The sequence below is a fragment of the Paraburkholderia graminis C4D1M genome, from assembly GCF_000172415.1.
GTDB lineage: Bacteria > Pseudomonadota > Gammaproteobacteria > Burkholderiales > Burkholderiaceae > Paraburkholderia > Paraburkholderia graminis.
The window spans coordinates 55,258-73,417 of record NZ_ABLD01000002.1 but is presented as its reverse complement, the minus strand read 5'-3'; the positions used below and the strand labels follow the sequence as shown (position 1 = coordinate 73,417).

Genomic DNA, 18,160 nt, shown 5'->3' with positions numbered 1-18,160 from the left:
GAGGTCCGCACGCTTATGGATGCACCCCAGACCGCGCCGTCCGCCGCCGAATTTCTTGCCTCGGTGGAGATACTGTCGCCTTTCTCGCGCGACGAGATCGAACGTCTAGCCGAATATGCGCAAGCGCGCTTCTATTCGTTTGGCGAAACCGTGTGCTCGACAGGCGAGACAGCCGACGGTTTATACATAGTCCGCTCGGGCTCGGTACGCATCTTCGTCGAGGAGCATGGCAAGGAAACGAGCATGGGCGTGCGCAAGTCGGGCGAGATCTTCGCCGACATTGCAATGCTGCGTACCTATGTGCATGAGGCGTCGGTGCGGGCGTCCGCGAAAACGGAATTGCTGTTTATTCCGCGCGCGGCAATCGAGCCCGTGATGGCCGGCAATCAGGCGGCGCTCGCGTTTGTCGCGAGCTATGTGGCGATCAATTCGGCGGGTGGCTTTGTCGCGCAGCTATTCGATTTGCGCGGCAAACTGAACAAGGCTGAACTCGAAGAATATGTGCGTAGCGTCGGCGTTAAACGCGTGGCGGCGGGCAAGGAAATCCTGCGGCAGGACGCACGCGACGACCGGCGCTTATACGTCGTGCGCCAAGGCGAGGTGCGCATTGTCCGCCACGAAGAAGGGCGCGACTATACGCTCGCCACGCTCGGCGAAGGCGAGATATTCGGTGAAAAGGCGTGCTTGATGCGCCAGGAGCAAATGGCTTCGGTCATTGCGTCCACAGACGCGCGGCTGCTGGTGATTCCCGAGCGCACCGTGCACTTCATCCTCGAACGCAATCCCAAGCTGCGCGAAGTACTGGACGAGCGCATTCGTTATGGCGATCGCGAATTACAGCGGCAAAAGCGGCTCGAGCAACGCCGCAAGCTGCCGCTCATGCTCGATTTGCAGAGCAAGCCCGCGTTGGGCGAGAAGATAATCAAGCGCTTCGCGTTGGTCGAGCAAGCGGAAGAAATGGATTGCGGCGCCGCGTGTCTCGCGATGATCTGCCGCCACTACAGCATTCCGATGACGCTCGGCAAATTGCGCGAGCTCGCGAATGTGACGACGCAAGGCGCGACGCTCGACAGTCTCGCGCGCGCGGGCGAATCGCTTGGCTTCACCGCGCGTGGCGTGCAGTGCACGTTCGATTCGCTGCGTGGTTTCGATTTGCCGTTCATCGTGCATTGGGAAGGCTATCACTATGTCGTGGTGTACGGCCTCTCTACCGAATATGTATGGGTCGCCGATCCGGCGCTCGGCTTTCGCAAATTGACGGTCGAAGACTTCGAGCGCGGCTGGAGCGGCACATGTCTGCTGTTTACGGGCGGCCCGCAACTCGTGCAAATGTCGGCGGCGCGTTCGCCGTGGATACGCTTTGTCGGCTACCTGAAGCCGTACAGAAAGATTCTCGGGCACCTGTTTCTGGCCACATTCGTGATTCAGGTGCTGGGTGTGATTCCGCCGCTCATCATCCAGAACATTCTTGACGGTGTGATCGTGCATCAGAACGTGAGCCTGCTGCATCTGCTGATTGGCGGGCTCATCATTGCCAATGTGTTCTCGCAGCTCATGTCGTCGATTCGCGCGTACCTCGCGAATTTCATGGTGCGCAATATGGACTTTGCGATGATGTCGCAGTTCTTCAAGCACACGTTGTCGCTGCCGTTCTCGTTCTTTGCCAAGCGCAAAACCGGCGACATCTTTGCGCGCTTTCAGGAGAACCAGACCATTCGCGCATTTCTCACCGAATCGACGGTGACGACCGCACTGAACCTGCTGATGGTGTTCATCTACTTCACGATCATGTTCGTCTACAACGTGAAGATGACGCTCGTGTTGATCGGATTCGTTATTCCTATCATGGCGCTGACCGCGTTGGCCACGCCGAAGATCAAGAACTATGCGCGCGAGGTGTTCACGGCGTCGACGGAATCGAAGTCGTTTCTCATGGAGGCGCTGGCCGGCGTGGAGACGGTCAAGGGCATGGGCATCGAACGGCCCGTGCGTTTGCGCTGGGAAAAGAAATACGCAAAAGCACTGGAAGTGCAGTACCGTGCGCACGCTTTCAATATTCTTGTCGGGCTCGGCAGCCAATTGCTGAACGCCGCCACCACGATTGCAATTCTATGGGTCGGCGCGAATCTCGTGCTTGCGCGCGAAATGACAATCGGGCAATTGATTGCATTCAACGCATTCATGGGCAGCGTGTTAGGCCCGTTGATGGGACTCGTCGGCTTATGGAGCATGCTGAACGATGCGGGCGTCGCGATGGAACGGCTCGGCGACGTGCTCGACATCGAGCCGGAACAAAAGCCGGAAGATCTGCCCTCACGCGTGATGTTGCCCGAGCTGCAAGGCGAAATAAGCCTGAGCGGTGTGTACTTCCGTTATGGCGAGAACGACTCCGCCTATGTGCTGGAGAACATCAGTTTCGACATCAAGCCCGGCGAACTGGTCGCGATTGTCGGGCGCAGCGGGTCAGGCAAGACCACGCTCGCGAAGTTGCTGGTGGGCTTTTATGCACCGAGCGAAGGCAAGATGTCGATCGACGGTTATGACCTTAGCGTGGTCGACAAAGCCTATTTTCGCGCGCAGATTGGCTATGTGATGCAAAGCAACCTGCTTTTTTCCGGCACGATTGCCGAGAACATCGCAAGCGGCGACGATGCACCGGACCGCCGCCGTATAGAGGAAGTCGCGAGAATGGCCGACGCGCACGCGTTCATCAGCAAGATGCCGCTGGGCTATGAGCAGATTGTCGGCGAACGCGGAATTGGTTTGTCGGGCGGTCAGATTCAGCGGCTGTGCATTGCGCGCGCGCTGTATCACGATCCGCGTCTGCTCGTATTCGACGAGGCGACGTCCGCGCTCGATTCGCAGTCGGAAAGCAACATTCTCGGCAATATGCATGACATTCTGAAAGGCCGCACGGCGGTGATCATCGCGCATCGGCTGAGTACGATCATGCGTGCCGACAAGATCCTTGTTCTTTATGAAGGGGCGATTGTCGAACAGGGCCGTCACGAAGAACTGCTGCAACGCGGTGGCATGTACTACCAACTCGTGCAGAAACAACTGAGTGCGTGATGATGAAGATACTCGACCAGATTGAAGACATCAGTCCGGCGATTTCGTATGCGGGTTTGATCGAGCGGATTGAGATTCTGCGCTCGACGCTGCGATGGTCGTCGCGACTCGAACGCACCGACATCGACAAGCTGTTGAGGCAGGCCACGTCGCTGCGCGATGAAGTCATGCAACTTTCGCACAAGGAGCGCTTCGTGCAGGCCGCGACGTCGGCGGAGCCGGAGCAGCGCGCCGAGCAGTCGCGCGGGGCGCGCAGGCAGGCACTGCTCGCGCGCAGCTTCATTTTCGAAGGGACGTTCGGCGACAATGCGCGGCTCCTGGAATCGCTGGAAATTGCCGAGAAGGCCGCGCCGACAGACTTGCCGGTTCTGATCGACGGCGAAAGCGGCACCGGCAAGGAACTGATGGCGAAGGTCATTCATGCGAACGGCTCGCGTGCGGATAAGCCATTTATTTCCGTGAACTGCGGTGCGATTCCGGACAATCTATTGGAGTCGGAACTGTTCGGTCACCGCAAGGGTGCGTTTACCGGCGCTTCGAATGACCGCAAGGGTAAATTCGAAAGTGCCCATACGGGTACTATTTTTCTCGACGAGATCGGCGAGTTGCCGCTCGCCGGACAGGTGAAACTGTTGCGCGTGCTCGAAGCGCACGAGATTCAACGCGTCGGCTCCGACGAAACCATTGCGGTGGATACGCGCATTGTCGCGGCAACGAATCGCAACTTGCGCAAGCTGAGCGAGGAAGGCAGGTTCCGCGAAGATCTGTTCTACCGGCTCAGTGTGATTCACGTCACGCTGCCGCCGCTGCGTGAACGGCGCGACGAAATTCCGCTGCTGATTGCCTGGTTCGGCGACGAAGCTGCCGGCACGCTCAAGCGCAGACCAGTGAGATTAACCCCTCGTTTACGGGACTTTCTGCTCAACTACGCTTATCCCGGCAATATCCGCGAATTGCGTAACGTGATGTACCGCATCTCGTGTCTCGCCGGCGATATGGCGGATGTCGACCACTTGCCGACCGACATGCGGCCCGCAGCGCCAGGTTCGGCGGCGGCCTTGCAAGGCGTCGCGAATGGCTCGGGACAGCAGCCGATCAGCGTGGCGAATCTCATGTCGCTCAGCGACGCAAAGCGCGCGGCGAGTGACGACGCGGAAAAAGCCTTTCTCGAACGCGGACTGCGCGAAGTGAACGGCACCGTCGCGGAATTGGCGCGCCGTATCGACATGAACCGCTCGCATCTGCAAATGCTGCTGAAAAAACACGGGCTTCATTCGAAGGAGTTTCGCAATCGCAATGTCGTGCCTTTGGACCGGAACGGCGCGGACGAGCGCGAAGAAGACGATGGCGAGACATAAAGCGACGATGTCCGCTTTGTCATGGCGCGGGATTCAGCAGCGTTTTGTCGGCGGCATAAGGATCTTCCGCGCGCACGACGACTGCCGTGATGTTGTCCCGGCCGCCGCGCTCGAGCGCGAGGCTCACGAGTAGATCCGGCGCGTCGGCGTGGGCGGCTGTGTTGAGCACCGCCAGCATGTCGGCTTCGTCGACCTCGTTGCTCAGGCCGTCGCTGCACAGCAGGAAGATGTCGCCGTCCGCGACTTCGATTGCATCGTCGTCGAGTTCGAGCAGATCGGTCGCGCCCACGGCACGCGTAATCATATGCTGCGCGGGATGATGCCGCGCTTCTTCATCGGTAATCACGCCGAGCGACTTGAGCGCTTCAACCTGACTGTGATCGCGCGTGAGTTGGCGCAGTTGTCCGTCGCGCACGAGATAGAGGCGGCTGTCGCCGGCCCACACATAGCCGCAAAAGCGATCGCACGCGAGAAGCACGACGACAGTGCTGCCGATGCGCTGCACCTGGCGGCGCGCGGCCTCTTCTCTCAACTGACGATTCGCGACCTGCAAATGCGCGCGTGCGTCCGCGATAAACGCCTTCATGCTGACGGGCGGCGCGAGCCGCTTTAGCGCGTCGATCACGAGGCGGCTCGCGAGGTCGCCGACCGCGTGCCCGCCCATGCCGTCCGCGACGGCCCAGCGTCCCAGTTCGGCGTCGTCGAGGCAGGCATCTTCATTGACTTCACGCACGCATCCCGCGTCGGAACGCGCGCACGACGTCCAGCGGAATTGGCTCGCGCAAGTCACAACGGCTACACCATATCGTTTCTGCTGCGTGCGTCGGGAGCGACGCTAATGTTCGAGTTCGCACCGGTATTGCGCACGTCGACCGACTGGAACTGGTTGATCATCTGGTTAGCATAGAAGTTGTTGGACACCTCGTACAGGTTCACGACCGGCCCAATGCTCGGCGTTTCCCGCACATAAGGCTGAATCCATCCATAGACCCACGGCGCACCGCCTCCGCCGCGAATCGCCGCCATTGCTTTGCGGTCGAGTGCGAGGTTCAGCGAAAGATCGTTGACAGAAATAGAAGCCATGTCGTTCTCCGGTTGACCGCGTGCGCGACGCGCGCGGTTTTTGTGGATCTGGGCGAGATAGTGCAAGCGCTATGCCAATTTGTACGCGACGTCCTGCGTTTCTTCGGTAATGCGTTGACTGGCGTGGGGCTGCGGGCCGCTCGGAGCGTGTCGAGCGAGTCGCATGCAAAGCGATAGGTCGGGCAGTAGCCAACATTCACGCGTCACGACCGGTGTGGGGCCCAACACTTTCTCAATGCATCGCGAGGCTTCCAAAAAGCTCTCCAAAGCACAGCTCGTGACGTGACAAAAGATCGCCAATCGCCAACACATCGACCCGATTTCTGTCGGTTCAAGGCCCACACTCGCGTCGTTAAAAGCCGCGCATTTTCGCGCAAAGCCCTATAAACAAGGGCTTCCGAGCGCATGGCCCGGATGATGCAAAAGACCTCGCAACAGTGTTGGAAACAAACGAGGCAAGCCATGAACACGAACTCTCTTCAGACGACAAGCGATGCGGCCGATGAACCGTCGTCCACCATCGACTTGCCGATCGGTTCGCATCTGGTCTCCACCCGCTGCGGTTACGAACATCACGGCATTTATGTGGGCAATGGCCGTGTGGTTCATTACGCGGGCTTTGCCGGTTCGGCGCATCGCGGCCCGGTTGAAGAAGTCGAACTCGACCGCTTCGCTGCCGGGCATCCGCTGACGATCAGAGCGACGCTCGGCGCGCGCTACCTCGGCGAAGAAGCAGTGCGCCGCGCGCGCTCACGTCTCGGTGAGAACCGCTACCGCCTCTTGACCAACAACTGCGAACACTTCTGCGCGTGGGTGCTGCTTGGCGAAAGCCGCAGCGAACAGGTGCATTGCAGCTTGCGCCATCCGCGCACCGGCATGCACGTGCTGATGTGCCTCGTGAAGGCATTCGTCGAGGCCGGCGCGAAGAACAGGCAGTTTGCCGCGCAAGTGGCGTGAGTTATCGAAAGAGATGAGTGAAGAAACCGAGGAGAACATCATGGCTGCTGCTGAAAAGACCTTGCACTGGGCCGTCGACAAATGGCTTGCACCTACGCCGTCGATGCCGGCACGAGTGGTCGAGTTCTGCCACCGCGCGTCACTGCATCAGCGTTTCGTGCGCGTCGAGGCGCTGCGTCCGGGCGGCCTGCTGTCCATCTTCTTCTTCCGTCACGACGACGGTTCGTGGAATGTATTTCCGCCGCAAGCCGAACGCCCCGCGATGAACGGCTATCGTCGCACGGGCCTGTGCTAATCCGGCGTGTGTGTGGCCGCTTCCTTGATGAGCCACTGACTGAACAGCAGCATCGCGGGCGTCATCGGCTTGCCCTTTAGCCATGTGAGCCAGTAACTGCCGGCATGGACTTCGACATCGAACGGACGCACGAGGCGGCCCGTATTGATCTCTCGATCGAACATCAGCGCGGGCGCGAGTGCGATGCCCGCGCCCTGCATCGCCGCTTCGACCATCAATCGCGAAGAATCGAACACGGGTCCGCGAATGGGCCGCGGTGGAATGCCCGCAGCGGCGAACCAGTTGCTCCAGTCATCCGCGCGATAGGAACGCAGCAGCGTCTGGTCGGCGAGATCCGCGGGCGTCGACAGACGCGCTGCAATTTCCGGCGTGCATAAGAGCGCGAGCGGTGCATCGAGCAGGCGTGTCGCGAGTGAACCCGGCCACGTGCCGTCGCCGAAACGGATTGCGAAGTCGAGGCCTTCGGTCGCGAGATCCACGAGATTGTTGTTCGTCAACAGCCGCAATTCGACGAAGGGATGAGCCTCTCGAAACGATTTGAGCCGCGGCATGAGCCAGCCGACCGCGAACGTACCCACCACGCCGACTGTCAGCACTTCATGAAAGTGGCCGCCTTCGAATTGCTTGAGCACGGCTTCGATGCGATCGAATGCGTCAGTCAGGACGGGACGCAATGCAAGACCCTCGTCGGTCATCGCGAGACCGCGCGGCAAGCGCTTGAATAGCGTGGTGCCGAGACGTTCTTCGAGCGATCTGACCTGCTGGCTGACAGCGGCCTGGGTGACATTCAGTTCGAGTGCCGCGCGAGTAAAGCTCAAGTGCCGGGCGGACGATTCAAAAGCGCGCAGCGCGTTAAGCGGAAGATAAGGTCTCATGGCCGAGGCATAAGTTTTTCTTGTGAGCGCATTAACTTATCATCGTTTGTCAGCGGCGGCGGGAAAACCGATAGTTGCGGCTTCACACAAAGGAGCGGCAATGATCACGAGAAGAAAATTCGCGGGTACGATGCTGGGCGTTTCGATAGCTGGGGTTGCGTTCGGCAACGGCGGCGCGTGGGCCAAGAACGCGGAATCGGGCAAGGCAATCAATGGAGCGCGGCAGCGGCAACAGTTCGCGAAAGCCGATGCGATTCGCGCGCGGCTCGAAGAGATCGAAGCACAAAGCGGTGGACGGCTCGGCGTGTCGATCGTCGACACGACCTCGGGACTGCACGCCGGCTTGCATGCGGACGAGCGCTTCCCGATGTGCAGCACGTTCAAGCTGCTCGCCGCGGGTGCGATCCTCGCGCGTGTCGATCGCGGCGAAGAAGATCTGCAGCGGCGCATCGTCTATCCGGAAAGCGAACTGGTGCCGTACTCGCCGGCAACCTCGAAGCACACTCGCGAGCGCACCGGCAACGCGGGCATGAGTATCGCGGAGTTGTGCAAGGCGGCGATCACGCTTAGCGACAACACCGCGGCTAATCTGCTGCTGCAAAGCTTCGGCGGTCCTGCTGCACTGACTGCATTCGCGCGTAGTCTCGGCGACGGCATCACGCGGCTGGACCGCAATGAGCCGACGTTGAACGAGGCGACGCCTGGCGATCCGCGCGATACGACGACACCGAATGCAATGCTCGGCAATATGCGCGAACTCCTGCTTGGCGAGCGTTTGAAGTCGTCATCGAGAGTGCAATTGCTCGCGTGGCTCGCGGCCAATGAGACCGGCGGCGCGCGTCTGCGCGCAAAGCTGCCGAAAGATTGGGGCGTGGGCGACAAGACCGGCACGGGCGATCACGGCACCGCGAACGACGTGGCGATTTTCTGGCCGCCGGGACGCGGCCCGATTCTTGTGGCGGTCTATTTGACCGGCACTGCGGGCGACGCCGCGCGCAACAACGCGGCGATTGCAAACGTCGGCGCGCTGGTCGTGGAGTCGGTTTGACGCTGCAAGGCGGTGGTGAGCCGCAGTAGGAGAAGCGCTACACCGACATCCGCTTGAGCATTGCGAGCAACGCGTCGAACGCGATCGGCTTGCGCGCGTATTCGATAGACGGATTGGGTTGCACTGGAATATCCGCGGCCGCGCTGCATAGAATGATCGGAATGTCGCGCAGTTCGGGATCGGCGTAAAGCGCCGCGCACAGTTGCAGCCCCGACATGACCGGCATCATGCAGTCCGATACGATGATGTCGGGCCTCGTTCTGCGTATCTGCTCGAGCGCGACGGCGCCATTCGATGCGGTCAATACCGTATAGCCGTGGCGCTCGAGCAGCAGCCGCCATACCGTGAGGATGTCGAATTCGTCATCCACGACCAGAATGGTTTTCATGGGTGCTACGCCGGTCGCCGCGGCTGCAACGTCGCGGACAGACCTGATGCCGAAGAAACCGTGGCGCTGAGCGGGCTTTCGATAACATCGAGCCCTTGCGACGAAATCACCAGCTCATGCGTGGACGGATCATGTGCGCTTTCGCGCTGCTTGACGATGGAGATCGCGCGCCGCAGTCCCGCGTCTGTCTCAGCGTAACGCAGCAGCACGAGGTTCTCGGTGAGTGCCGAAACGCGCGTGGTTCTCGAATGGCCGTGATCGGAATGGAGCGGCATTTCTTCTATGACCAGCGTCGTAATGCCGGCCTCGCGCAATTGATGCAGCAACGCGTTAAGGAACAGCCCGAAGCGCTCCACGCGCAACGCGGAATCGCGGAAGCCTTCCACTCCGTCGATCACCATGCGCGTCGCCCCCATGTTCTTCGCGGTGGCGAGCGCCTTCGCGGCGATTTCGTCGACGGCGAGTTCAATGGCGGGCTGCCATTGAATCAGGAGACGGCCGTCTTCATACGCTTCGTTCAGCGGGATTGAAACGGCCTCGGCTTTGCCGAGGAGCCGTTGCGGTCCTTCGTAAAAGCCGAGATACAGACAACGTTCGCCGCGCGCGACGCCCGCTGCGAGAAACTGCAAACTCAGCATCGTCTTGCCGACGCCCGACGGTCCGATCAACGTCGCGGTCGAGCCTTGCGACAGACCGCCGCCGAACATGACATCGAGATGCGGCAAGTCGAAACCGACCCGTGCTTTAAGATCGACCGGTCCACTCGGCGCGGCGCATTGCGCTTCGAGACGCGGGAACATCAGAAGCCCGCTTTCGGCGATGCGAAAGTAGTGCTTGCCCATCAGATGATTGCGCGCACGCATCTTGTGCACTTCGATTTCGCGCGCGCGGCGCATGCCGTCGCTATAACGGTTGAGTTCGATCAGACCGTCGACAAGCGTATGTTCCGGATGCGGCTCGTTGCCGGACAGCGGCGCGAGCAACAGCGTCGTGCAGTCCATTGCCGCGACGAGAGCGTTCAGCTCATGAATGAACTTGGACAACGACAGCTCCGTCTCGCTGAACTCGCGGGCGCTACGAAAGCCGTCGATGATCATCAAGCTCGGGCGGTAATCGTAAATGCTCGACGCAATGAGTTTCAGAAAGCCGTCCAGGCCGTCCTGCATCAGTTCGTGATAGCCAGAGACAAAAAGCATTTGCTGCGCGACGGCTTTTTCGTCGAAGAAAGTCAGGCCTTTCAGGTGCGCGAGCAACTTGTCATGCGATTCGGCGATGAGCGTCATGTACAGCACTTTCTCGCCGCGGCTTACGCGATGAAAGCCGATCTGGCTCGACAGGATCGTCTTGCCGGCGCCCGCCATGCCTTCGAGAAGATAAACGCCGCCGCGCACGAGACCGCCGCCCAGGATCTCGTCAAGGCCGGGCACGCCCGTTTCGACGTTAGTGCGAGAGAGGGGCGGCGATTCGTGAATGTTCATTATCGTGTGTGGTTGGACTGCGACTAGCGGCGCTCGCTGACGTCAGTGCGTTGCTTAAGCTAACTACGTCAGCAAAGTGCGTTCCCGCTGTTTACCCGCAGTGGCGTGAATACGAAGCAGCGAAGATTGAAAAGTTGTGTTCGGCAAGCGCCCGAAAGTACAAAAGAAGTACGTGCGACGTGGCATATCGGGCGCGGCGGCATGAAGTCATCGCCATTATCAGACGCCAGTGCTCGCCGACGCTACCCGCGCAAATTGCGTACGAAACTTTCGAGGTGGCGCTGCACCGTGCCGGCTGTTTCCAGTTCGATGCCTTCGAGCATCTGCTTTTCAATGGCTTTCACCGCCTGCTCGCATTGGCGCAGTACGGTACGGCCCTCGTCGGTCAGTTGCAGCAGCACGATGCGGCCATGCGTGGGATCGGGCTCGCGGCTCACCCAGTTGCGGCTCGCCATCGCGTTCATCACTTCGTTGGCTGATTGCGGTGTGATGAACGAGCGCTCGGCAAGCTGCGCGTTCGACGCTTGCCCTTTCGCTTCAAGCACGGAGAGCGCGGTAAATTGCGCGAGGGTCAAGCCGAGCGGCGCGAGGGCTTCGCTCATACGACGCCGCAAGATACGGTCGAGACTGCCGATCACATAAGTGAGCCGCAGGCTGGGTCGGCGAGTACGCGTGGCGCTGGGTTCAAGAGTCGAATTCTGGTTTTTGCTCATTGTCGGCACGAGATTCAGGCTATCCCGCATCTTAGCGCGGCTTGCCGTATACAATTGCCCACCGTCTGAATTTTGCCAATACTGACATCGCACCCATGCCGACTCCGACCCGGGCCTTTCTTCTCGGTCCGCTCCTGAAAGGCGTATCACGCTCGTTCTACCTTACGCTTCGCGTGTTGCCGGTGGGCATGCGCGATCCAATCGGCCTCGCCTATCTGCTCGCGCGTGCCGCCGATACCATCGCGGATACGTCACTGATCGCGCCGGAACAGCGGCTCCAATTGCTGCTGTCATTGCGCGATCAGATCAACGGCGCGGCAAACGACGGCGCGCTGTTTCAGCGCATGGCCGCTGAAGTGGCGGGTCAGCAGAGCCAGTCGGACGAGAAGCTGCTGCTCGAATCGCTCGGTCCCGCGCTAGACGTGCTGACGCAATTGAGCGAGCCGGACCGCAACGCCGTGCGCGCGATTGTGTCGACGTTGACCGAAGGCATGGAATTCGATCTGCGCACGTTCCCCGACGAACGCTCCGGTCGTATAGCCGCGCTGCGCGAATATGGCGAGCTCGACCGTTATACGTATCTGGTGGCGGGTTGCGTCGGCGAATTCTGGACCACGATGACCTACGCGCATATGCCCGGCACGCTGAAGGAGCGGCCCGACATCATGGCCGCCCGCGGTGTGCGCTTCGGCAAGGCGCTGCAAATGACCAACGTATTGCGCGATTGCGGCAAAGACCTGCGCATTGGTCGCAGCTATCTTCCGCAAACGATGCTGGAACAGCACGGCCTGAGTCCGCAAGATCTTTTGCTGCCAGCCAATTCGCTGCGCGCGCGTCCGCTGATGGTCGAGTTGTTGCGCAAGACGCTCGATCATTTCCGTGAGGCGCTCGATTACACACTCGCGATTCCCGCTTTTTCCGTGCGCCTGCGGCTCGCATGTTTGTGGCCGATTCTGATCGGCCTCGAAACGCTGCTGCTACTCGTGGACAACAAGGCGTGGCTCGATCCGCAGCAGGTCTCCAAGGTGCGGCGAAACAAGGTGTATGGGATCATCGCGTCGTCGCTGCTGCTGGTGCCGTCCAATGCATTGGTGCGTCGATCAATCGAGCAGCGCATTCGGGACATCGAAGCGCGCTTCTGACGCGGCCTCCCTGTGATCGCGCGATTTAACCTGCATCAGAAGACACCCGAGAATCGGGAAACCCCTAACACCGCGCGCAGAGGGTTCGCGTTAGTCTCCTCGAAGGAGGAGACGATCCATGAGACAGGCGTTCAATATTGCGGTGCTGCTGTTGCTTGGCTATCTGCTGGCCGACCGCGCGCTCATGCGCGCGCAGGCCGGTGAAGTAGGGACGATCACGTGCCATCAGGGCGCGGAACTCGTCAAGGCGAACGCGTTCAAGAAGGGTTTCGGAGAAGCCGGCGCAAGCAGCCAGGGTGAAAATTTCCTGTCGAGCTGCCTCGTCACGGGCCGCGGCCAGGTGGGCGATCTGATCGCTCGCGACTGATTCGCCAGTCGGCTCGTTGCACGCACAACTGTCGGCATTGGCAAAAAAACACCTGGACCGGTGCGATCCAGGCGAAGTCATCGGTAGCCGATGACGGAGGTAACACATAGCGAACTGGCCCGCGATCGGAACAACCGGTCGCGGGCCAGTTCGTTTGGAACGGATCAAACGGGATGCGCCCTGGCGGCGCGATAAACCGCGAACCGTTCCTTCTTAGTTGCCGAAGTAAATGGACTTCGCGCCATTAGCAGACCCCGTGCGGCCCGATTGCGATGAGCCGGTGGCCGCGCCGCCGTAGCTCGATATCGCCGGCTGGGCGGTGCCGTTCTGTTCGGCAACGCGGTTTTGTGCAGCCTGTAGATCGGCAGGATAGTAACGGTCGGCACGGCTCGGCTCGTAGCCTGCCTTTTCCAGTTGGACCAGTTCGGCGCGCACTTGAGCGCGAGTCACGGGCTCATTGGACTGCGCGAACGAAGCGACAGGAGCGGCCAGCACAGTGGCGACAACAACGGCTTGAATGAGCGATTTCATGATTAACTACCTCCAGTTCGGTCTTTATTGCGCTACGAACCTTGTTGTTCGCAGCCAGTGATTACATTGTAGGTTCGCAAACTGGAGAGAGTAATGGCGCATTTCGGTAAACTTCGTTGCTGGAAATGAGATAAACGTCCTGAGCTATCGAGGCTATATGCGCTCTCAATCGCCGCGTGTATCGGGAGCCTGATGAGGCGCATGCGCGACTTCCGACAGCCGTGTGAATGCATGGCTCGTGCGCGCGTCGCGTTGATCGCGCGCCTGATAGAAGTCTTTGCTAAGCCACTGTCCGACGCCGATCATCGCCGAACCTAACGCGCTTTTCATGCGCACCCAACCGTTCTGCGCACGCGCGACATTCGCCGCCGACACGACCGCCTCCGTCGTCAATCGATCCAGTTCCGCGTGAAGAAAGTCCGCGAAATGGTGCAGCCCCTGCTGATTGTTATTCGACGACTTCTTTTCCAGTTCGACGTGCTCGGGAATGAGCGATTGATTGCTCACGCGAATGAACTGCGGTGTATCGGCACGCGCCGCGCCGGTAGTGCGGATTGCGAGTCCGACGCTTGCCGAAGCTTCAGTGCGCTTGCCGAGCGGCGCCATCTTCCACTTGTCGCAGAGATACTTCAGCAGGCTGCAATGATCGAATTGCGCATGACAGACGCCGCTATCGCACCACGGCGAAACGAGAATGGCGGGCACGCGCACGCCGAGGCGCTTGAAGTCGAACGCGTTTGTATGTTCGTCCGGCGCCACTGCATCTGGCGGCGGCACGACGTGGTCATAAAAGCCACCATGCTCGTCGTAAAGGATCACTAACAAAGTGCTTTCCCACAACGGCTGGTTCGAGCGCAGGGCATTGTAGGTATCCGCGATCAGCTTTTCCGCTTTCATGATGTTGTGCGGCGGATGATCGTCGTTCTGTGCCTCGCCGAAGTACTTCGGCTCTATCAGTGCAAACTCGGGAAATGCGTCTTCGGCCCCGGCGGCATCGCGGAAGAACGTATCGAAGTAGCGGTAATTCGCGAGGTTCTCGGGCTTGCGCTGATTCTTCAACAGCAACGACGCGGGAAAGTCGTAGAAATAAACTCGCCAGCGTTTTTGCGCCTCGTTCAGGCGGTCGAAAATCGTGTCCTGGTCCTGTTCGGTGTACCACTTCGGATTAAGTGCATCGAGGCCGGACGGCATGCCGACCCGGCCTTTCGAAGTGCCGCTAAGCGCGAAGTAGCGGTTAGGCCAGGTCGGGCCGGGCATCGACGAAAACCATCGGTCGCAAACGGTGAAGTGCTCGCCAAGCGTATGCAACGCCGGCAGGAAGCCGCGTGGATAGTAGCCCATGATGTCTTGCCGCGCGCCAAGACTGCTCTTGGGATAATCGTCCGTGAAGGAGCGCACGAAGCCGCTGTTGTCCCCGTCGATCTGCCTTAACACCGCCGAATGCCGGTGATCCGGATCGAGCTTCATTTGTCGCGCGTACGTGGGGCGAGGTGAGAAGACGTGACCTTTGCCGTCGTCATTTGTTTTCGCCGCAGCGTTGCGTACGCCGTCCAGATCCTTGTGGACTTCGTCGAGGCAGCCGAGCATCTGATCGAAGGAATGGTTTTCCATGAGCAGAACGACTACGTGGCGAATCGGGTCGTTCTGCGCAGGGGTTTGCTGTTGTGCCGCTTTGCCGAATTGGACGTCGTCCATGTGCATCGCTCCAGCAGGAAGTACGCAAGACTGAACTTGTCATGCGTGAGCTTGCAAACGTAGCGCAAAACGCGCGCTAGTGAAAGCGTCGCATGGAAAGGCCCGCACGCGCGCGGCGCTTGCAACAACTCAACGATGCAAAGAAAAAATGCCGCTCGGTCGGCGACCGAACGGCATTTCTTTTACTGCCAAGCCGTGCTTTTACACCACGGCAACGCGACTGAAGTTCAAACCGCGGCGGGGCGCCATTTCAACAAGCGTTGTTCGACGGCCGTCAACAGATAGTCCGCGGCGAGTGCGACGACGGCGAGCACGATCATCGCCGCGAACACGCCGCTTGCGTTGAATGCGCCTTGCGCAGTGGAAATCAAAAGGCCAATACCTTGCTTCGAGCCCAGGAATTCGCCGACCACTGCGCCGACGAGCGCAAAGCCGAAGCTCACATGCAAGCTCGCGAGAATCCAGCTCAATGCCGAGGGAATCACAACCGACGTCGTCACCTGGCGACGAGACGCGCCAAGAATCTGCGCATTCGCAATCATGTAGCGATCCGCTTCGCGCACGCCCTGAAAGGCATTCGCGAACACAACGAAGAACACCATCACCACCGCGAGCGCGACTTTGGAAGCCATGCCGAGGCCCAACGCGATCACGAACACGGAACCCAGCACTACACGCGGAATCGAGTTCGCGATCTTGATGTACAGGCTGAATACGTCCGACAGCAGCTTGTTACGTCCGAGCACGATGCCGCAGAATATGCCGGCAACCGAACCGATAATGAAGCCGAGTCCGGTCTCTTCCAGCGTGACCCAGACCTGCGTGAGAAGCGGCCCTTGCGAGGTGCCGTTCACGAACCAGTCGACGATCTGATCGAAAATCGCGCTCGGCATCGAAAAGAAGAACGGGTCGATCCACTTCAGGCGAGCGGACAGTTCCCAACCGCCGAGCACGACCACGAGCACCGCGATACGCAGAGAAATCACCAGTAGTTGACGTTGGCGAATACGTTTTTGCGCGACCCGTTCGACGTGTTCGAGCGAAGCAGTGTCGATGCCCGTGGGCATGGTCTGTTGAGGAGTTGTCGACATGTTTGCCTTTCCTTGATTAACCGATCTGCACTTCTTCGCGCAGGTCGTGCCAGATGTCTCGCGAGATTTCGATGAAACGCGGGTCGTAGCGAACTTCCGATGTGACGCGCGGACGCGGCAGGTCGATTTCGTAAACCTTCTTCAGCGTGGCGGGCCGCGCGGTCAGCACGAACACGCGATCGGCGAGTGCAATCGCTTCCTCGAGATCGTGCGTGACGAACACCACCGACCCCGCGCCGCCCCACAATTGCAGCAGTTCATCCTGCATCAACGTGCGCGTTTGCATGTCGAGCGCCGAGAACGGCTCGTCCATCAACAGAATCTCGGGGCGGTTGATGAAGGTCTGCGCAAGCGCCACGCGTTTGCGCATGCCACCCGAAAGTTGATGCGGATAATGCTTGCTGAACTTGTCGAGGCCCACGCGGCGCAGCCATTCGTTCGCTTCGTCGTAGGCGGCGGATTTCGAGCGGCCGCGATACAGCGGACCGGCCGCGACGTTGTCGATGACCGAGCGCCACGGGAACACCGCGTCCGCCTGGAACACGAAGCCGATGCGCGGATCGATGCCGTCAACGGGCGCACCCATCACGCGAACTTCGCCGGTAGTGGGCTTCAGCAAGCCGGTTATCATGCTGAGCGTCGTGGATTTGCCGCAACCCGTCGGGCCGACGATAGCGACAAACTCGCCGCGCGCCACCGACATGCTGAAGTCGCGCAACGCAACGGTGGCCTTGCCGTCCGGAGAAATGAAACGGCAAGACACGTTGCGCAACTCAATCGCAGGCGTCTCGCGTGACATGGGTTGATTCATCGGCTGATGCCTCGCAGTTCTCTTGTTGTTGATCGGCGTTACTTCGCCGCGGTCTTGACCGGCGCCGCCACGAAGTCGTTCGTGTAGGTCTTGGCGAGGTCGATATGCTTGCCCTTCACCGAAGGATTGAATGCGGAAAGTACTCGCAGCACGGTCTCTGGGCCGTCGGCGGGCATCTTGCCGTCCTTCGTGAACATCGGCAGCGAGGCCTTCAATGCGCCGATATACAGATCCTTGTTGCTGCCGTAGTAGTCCTTCGGCATCTTCGCGGCGATGTCTTCGGCGCTATGCGTGGCGATGAAGTTCAGCGTCTTTGCGAAAGCGTGCGAGAGTTTGGCGGCGTCGCTCTTGTGCGATTCGGCCCACGCGCGTTGCACGTAGAAGCTGGAAGCCGGATAGGTGCCGCCAAGCGCGGCACGCGTGCCTTCGAGCGTGCGCATGTCGATCAGTACTTTTGCATCGCCGGTCTTCAGCAATTGCGAGACTGTCGGCTCCGTGGTCATGCCGGCGTCGATCCGGTTTTGCTTGATGGCCGCGATGAAGCTGTTGTCCGCGCCCACCGGCAGCAGCGTGTATTGCGTGGACGGCACGCCCGCGCGTTGTGCGAGGTACTGCGTGAGGAAACTCGTGGACGAGCCCAGGCCCGTTACGCCCAGCGTCTTGCCCTTTGCGTCGGCCATGCTTTTGAAGGTGTCCGCGGCTTTCGTGGAAACCATCTCCACTTCACCGGGCACCTGGCCGAAGATCACCAGCGCCTCGACTTCCTTGCCTTTGCTCTGCAGGTCGATGGTGTGATCGTAGAAGCCCACCACGCCTTGCACCGCGCCTGCGAGCAGTTCGTTTTCCGCGTCCACGCCGGCCGGTTGCGAAAGAATTTCGACGTCGAGGCCTTCGTCCTTGAAGTACCCGAGTTGCTCGGTGAGTCGCGCCGGCAGGTAGATGATCTTGGCGGCGCCGCCGACCATGATCGTGATTTTCTCCGCATGAGCGGCGGTCGAAGCAGCGGCGAGGGCAAACGCAACACTGGACACGGCGGCAATCTGGCGCAAGGTACGCATGAGGCAGTCTCCTGGGTTTAGTCGCCGCCCGATGTTGCGCGCGGCGCTTTTTGGATGAATGACGGCGATTATAGAAATTGAAAACCTTCTGCGAGCTTTCGGCGCTGTAGGGAAACCATGAGTGTTAACCCCGAAGTGCCGCGGGGCGTGCGTCGCGCGCTGCGCGGCACATCGGCTCGCAATACGCGCAAAGCCCTT

General features: G+C 60.1%; 18 protein-coding genes. 7 read left to right on the top strand and 11 right to left on the bottom strand.

Annotated elements, in window-relative coordinates:
- The first annotated feature begins 15 nt into the window (after window positions 1-15).
- Together BGRAMDRAFT_RS03285 and BGRAMDRAFT_RS03280 are read left to right on the top strand one after the other, a co-directional pair.
- Window positions 16-3,072 (top strand): peptidase domain-containing ABC transporter, encoded by a 3,057-nt coding sequence (locus BGRAMDRAFT_RS03285; RefSeq protein WP_006047235.1) that lies wholly within the window; start codon window positions 16-18, stop codon window positions 3,070-3,072.
- Window positions 3,072-4,430, top strand: a complete 1,359-nt coding sequence (locus BGRAMDRAFT_RS03280; protein ID WP_006047234.1) for a sigma-54 interaction domain-containing protein — start codon at window positions 3,072-3,074, stop codon at window positions 4,428-4,430. Before BGRAMDRAFT_RS03285 ends, BGRAMDRAFT_RS03280 begins: the two co-directional genes overlap by 1 nt.
- 19 nt (window positions 4,431-4,449) lie before the next feature.
- Here the strand turns inward: BGRAMDRAFT_RS03280 and BGRAMDRAFT_RS03275 are convergent, their stop codons facing one another.
- Window positions 4,450-5,220 carry a PP2C family protein-serine/threonine phosphatase gene (locus tag BGRAMDRAFT_RS03275; RefSeq protein ID WP_029967036.1) on the bottom strand — a complete coding sequence of 257 codons (771 nt, stop codon included), beginning with the start codon at window positions 5,218-5,220 and terminating at the stop codon, window positions 4,450-4,452.
- 5 nt (window positions 5,221-5,225) lie between these two features.
- A complete protein-coding gene (locus BGRAMDRAFT_RS03270; protein WP_006047232.1) occupies window positions 5,226-5,513 on the bottom strand; it encodes a hypothetical protein in 288 nt (95 codons plus the stop codon).
- Window positions 5,514-5,975: 462 nt separating this feature from the next.
- On the opposite strand from BGRAMDRAFT_RS03270, the gene BGRAMDRAFT_RS03265 reads away from it, so the two are divergent.
- Together BGRAMDRAFT_RS03265 and BGRAMDRAFT_RS03260 are read left to right on the top strand one after the other, a co-directional pair.
- The gene (locus BGRAMDRAFT_RS03265) at window positions 5,976-6,470 is read left to right on the top strand and encodes a lecithin retinol acyltransferase family protein (RefSeq protein WP_006047231.1); all 495 of its coding nucleotides are present in this window, start codon (window positions 5,976-5,978) and stop codon (window positions 6,468-6,470) included.
- 40 nt (window positions 6,471-6,510) lie between these two features.
- On the top strand, window positions 6,511-6,765 hold the full coding sequence (locus BGRAMDRAFT_RS03260) for a hypothetical protein (protein WP_006047230.1): 255 nt from the start codon (window positions 6,511-6,513) through the stop codon (window positions 6,763-6,765).
- Here BGRAMDRAFT_RS03260 and BGRAMDRAFT_RS03255 read toward each other — a convergent pair.
- Window positions 6,762-7,640, bottom strand: a complete 879-nt coding sequence (locus BGRAMDRAFT_RS03255) for a LysR family transcriptional regulator (protein ID WP_006047229.1) — start codon at window positions 7,638-7,640, stop codon at window positions 6,762-6,764. The genes BGRAMDRAFT_RS03260 and BGRAMDRAFT_RS03255 overlap by 4 nt on opposite strands.
- Before the next feature lie 100 nt (window positions 7,641-7,740).
- Between BGRAMDRAFT_RS03255 and bla the strand changes: the two genes are divergently transcribed.
- Complete coding sequence (gene bla / locus BGRAMDRAFT_RS03250; RefSeq protein WP_006047228.1) at window positions 7,741-8,688, top strand: class A beta-lactamase; 948 nt, start codon at window positions 7,741-7,743, stop codon at window positions 8,686-8,688.
- A gap of 37 nt (window positions 8,689-8,725) precedes the next feature.
- Here the strand turns inward: bla and BGRAMDRAFT_RS03245 are convergent, their stop codons facing one another.
- The 3 genes from BGRAMDRAFT_RS03245 to BGRAMDRAFT_RS03235 all read right to left on the bottom strand — a co-directional run bounded on the left by BGRAMDRAFT_RS03245 (window position 8,726) and on the right by BGRAMDRAFT_RS03235 (window position 11,267).
- A complete protein-coding gene (locus BGRAMDRAFT_RS03245) occupies window positions 8,726-9,076 on the bottom strand; it encodes a response regulator (protein WP_006047227.1) in 351 nt (116 codons plus the stop codon).
- A gap of 5 nt (window positions 9,077-9,081) precedes the next feature.
- Entirely contained in the window at window positions 9,082-10,554 is a 1,473-nt protein-coding gene (locus tag BGRAMDRAFT_RS03240; RefSeq protein ID WP_006047226.1) for an ATPase domain-containing protein, read from the bottom strand.
- 242 nt (window positions 10,555-10,796) lie between these two features.
- A complete protein-coding gene (locus tag BGRAMDRAFT_RS03235) occupies window positions 10,797-11,267 on the bottom strand; it encodes a MarR family winged helix-turn-helix transcriptional regulator (protein WP_044020370.1) in 471 nt (156 codons plus the stop codon).
- Window positions 11,268-11,362: 95 nt separating this feature from the next.
- Here BGRAMDRAFT_RS03235 and BGRAMDRAFT_RS03230 point away from each other — a divergent pair, with 95 nt between their 5' ends.
- A complete protein-coding gene (locus tag BGRAMDRAFT_RS03230; protein ID WP_006047224.1) occupies window positions 11,363-12,409 on the top strand; it encodes a squalene/phytoene synthase family protein in 1,047 nt (348 codons plus the stop codon).
- A 118-nt stretch (window positions 12,410-12,527) separates the two neighbouring features.
- Complete coding sequence (locus tag BGRAMDRAFT_RS03225; RefSeq protein ID WP_006047223.1) at window positions 12,528-12,776, top strand: hypothetical protein; 249 nt, start codon at window positions 12,528-12,530, stop codon at window positions 12,774-12,776.
- A 213-nt stretch (window positions 12,777-12,989) separates the two neighbouring features.
- Here the strand turns inward: BGRAMDRAFT_RS03225 and BGRAMDRAFT_RS03220 are convergent, their stop codons facing one another.
- From BGRAMDRAFT_RS03220 to BGRAMDRAFT_RS03200, 5 genes are all read right to left on the bottom strand, one after another.
- Complete coding sequence (locus BGRAMDRAFT_RS03220; RefSeq protein WP_006047222.1) at window positions 12,990-13,307, bottom strand: DUF4148 domain-containing protein; 318 nt, start codon at window positions 13,305-13,307, stop codon at window positions 12,990-12,992.
- Window positions 13,308-13,472: 165 nt separating this feature from the next.
- Window positions 13,473-15,002, bottom strand: a complete 1,530-nt coding sequence (locus tag BGRAMDRAFT_RS03215) for an alkaline phosphatase family protein (protein WP_006047221.1) — start codon at window positions 15,000-15,002, stop codon at window positions 13,473-13,475.
- 227 nt (window positions 15,003-15,229) lie between these two features.
- Window positions 15,230-16,093 (bottom strand): ABC transporter permease, encoded by an 864-nt coding sequence (locus BGRAMDRAFT_RS03210; protein WP_006047220.1) that lies wholly within the window; start codon window positions 16,091-16,093, stop codon window positions 15,230-15,232.
- A gap of 16 nt (window positions 16,094-16,109) precedes the next feature.
- Window positions 16,110-16,904 (bottom strand): ABC transporter ATP-binding protein, encoded by a 795-nt coding sequence (locus BGRAMDRAFT_RS03205; RefSeq protein WP_006047219.1) that lies wholly within the window; start codon window positions 16,902-16,904, stop codon window positions 16,110-16,112.
- A gap of 38 nt (window positions 16,905-16,942) precedes the next feature.
- The gene (locus BGRAMDRAFT_RS03200) at window positions 16,943-17,962 is read right to left on the bottom strand and encodes an ABC transporter substrate-binding protein (RefSeq protein ID WP_006047218.1); all 1,020 of its coding nucleotides are present in this window, start codon (window positions 17,960-17,962) and stop codon (window positions 16,943-16,945) included.
- Window positions 17,963-18,160 lie beyond the last annotated feature (198 nt).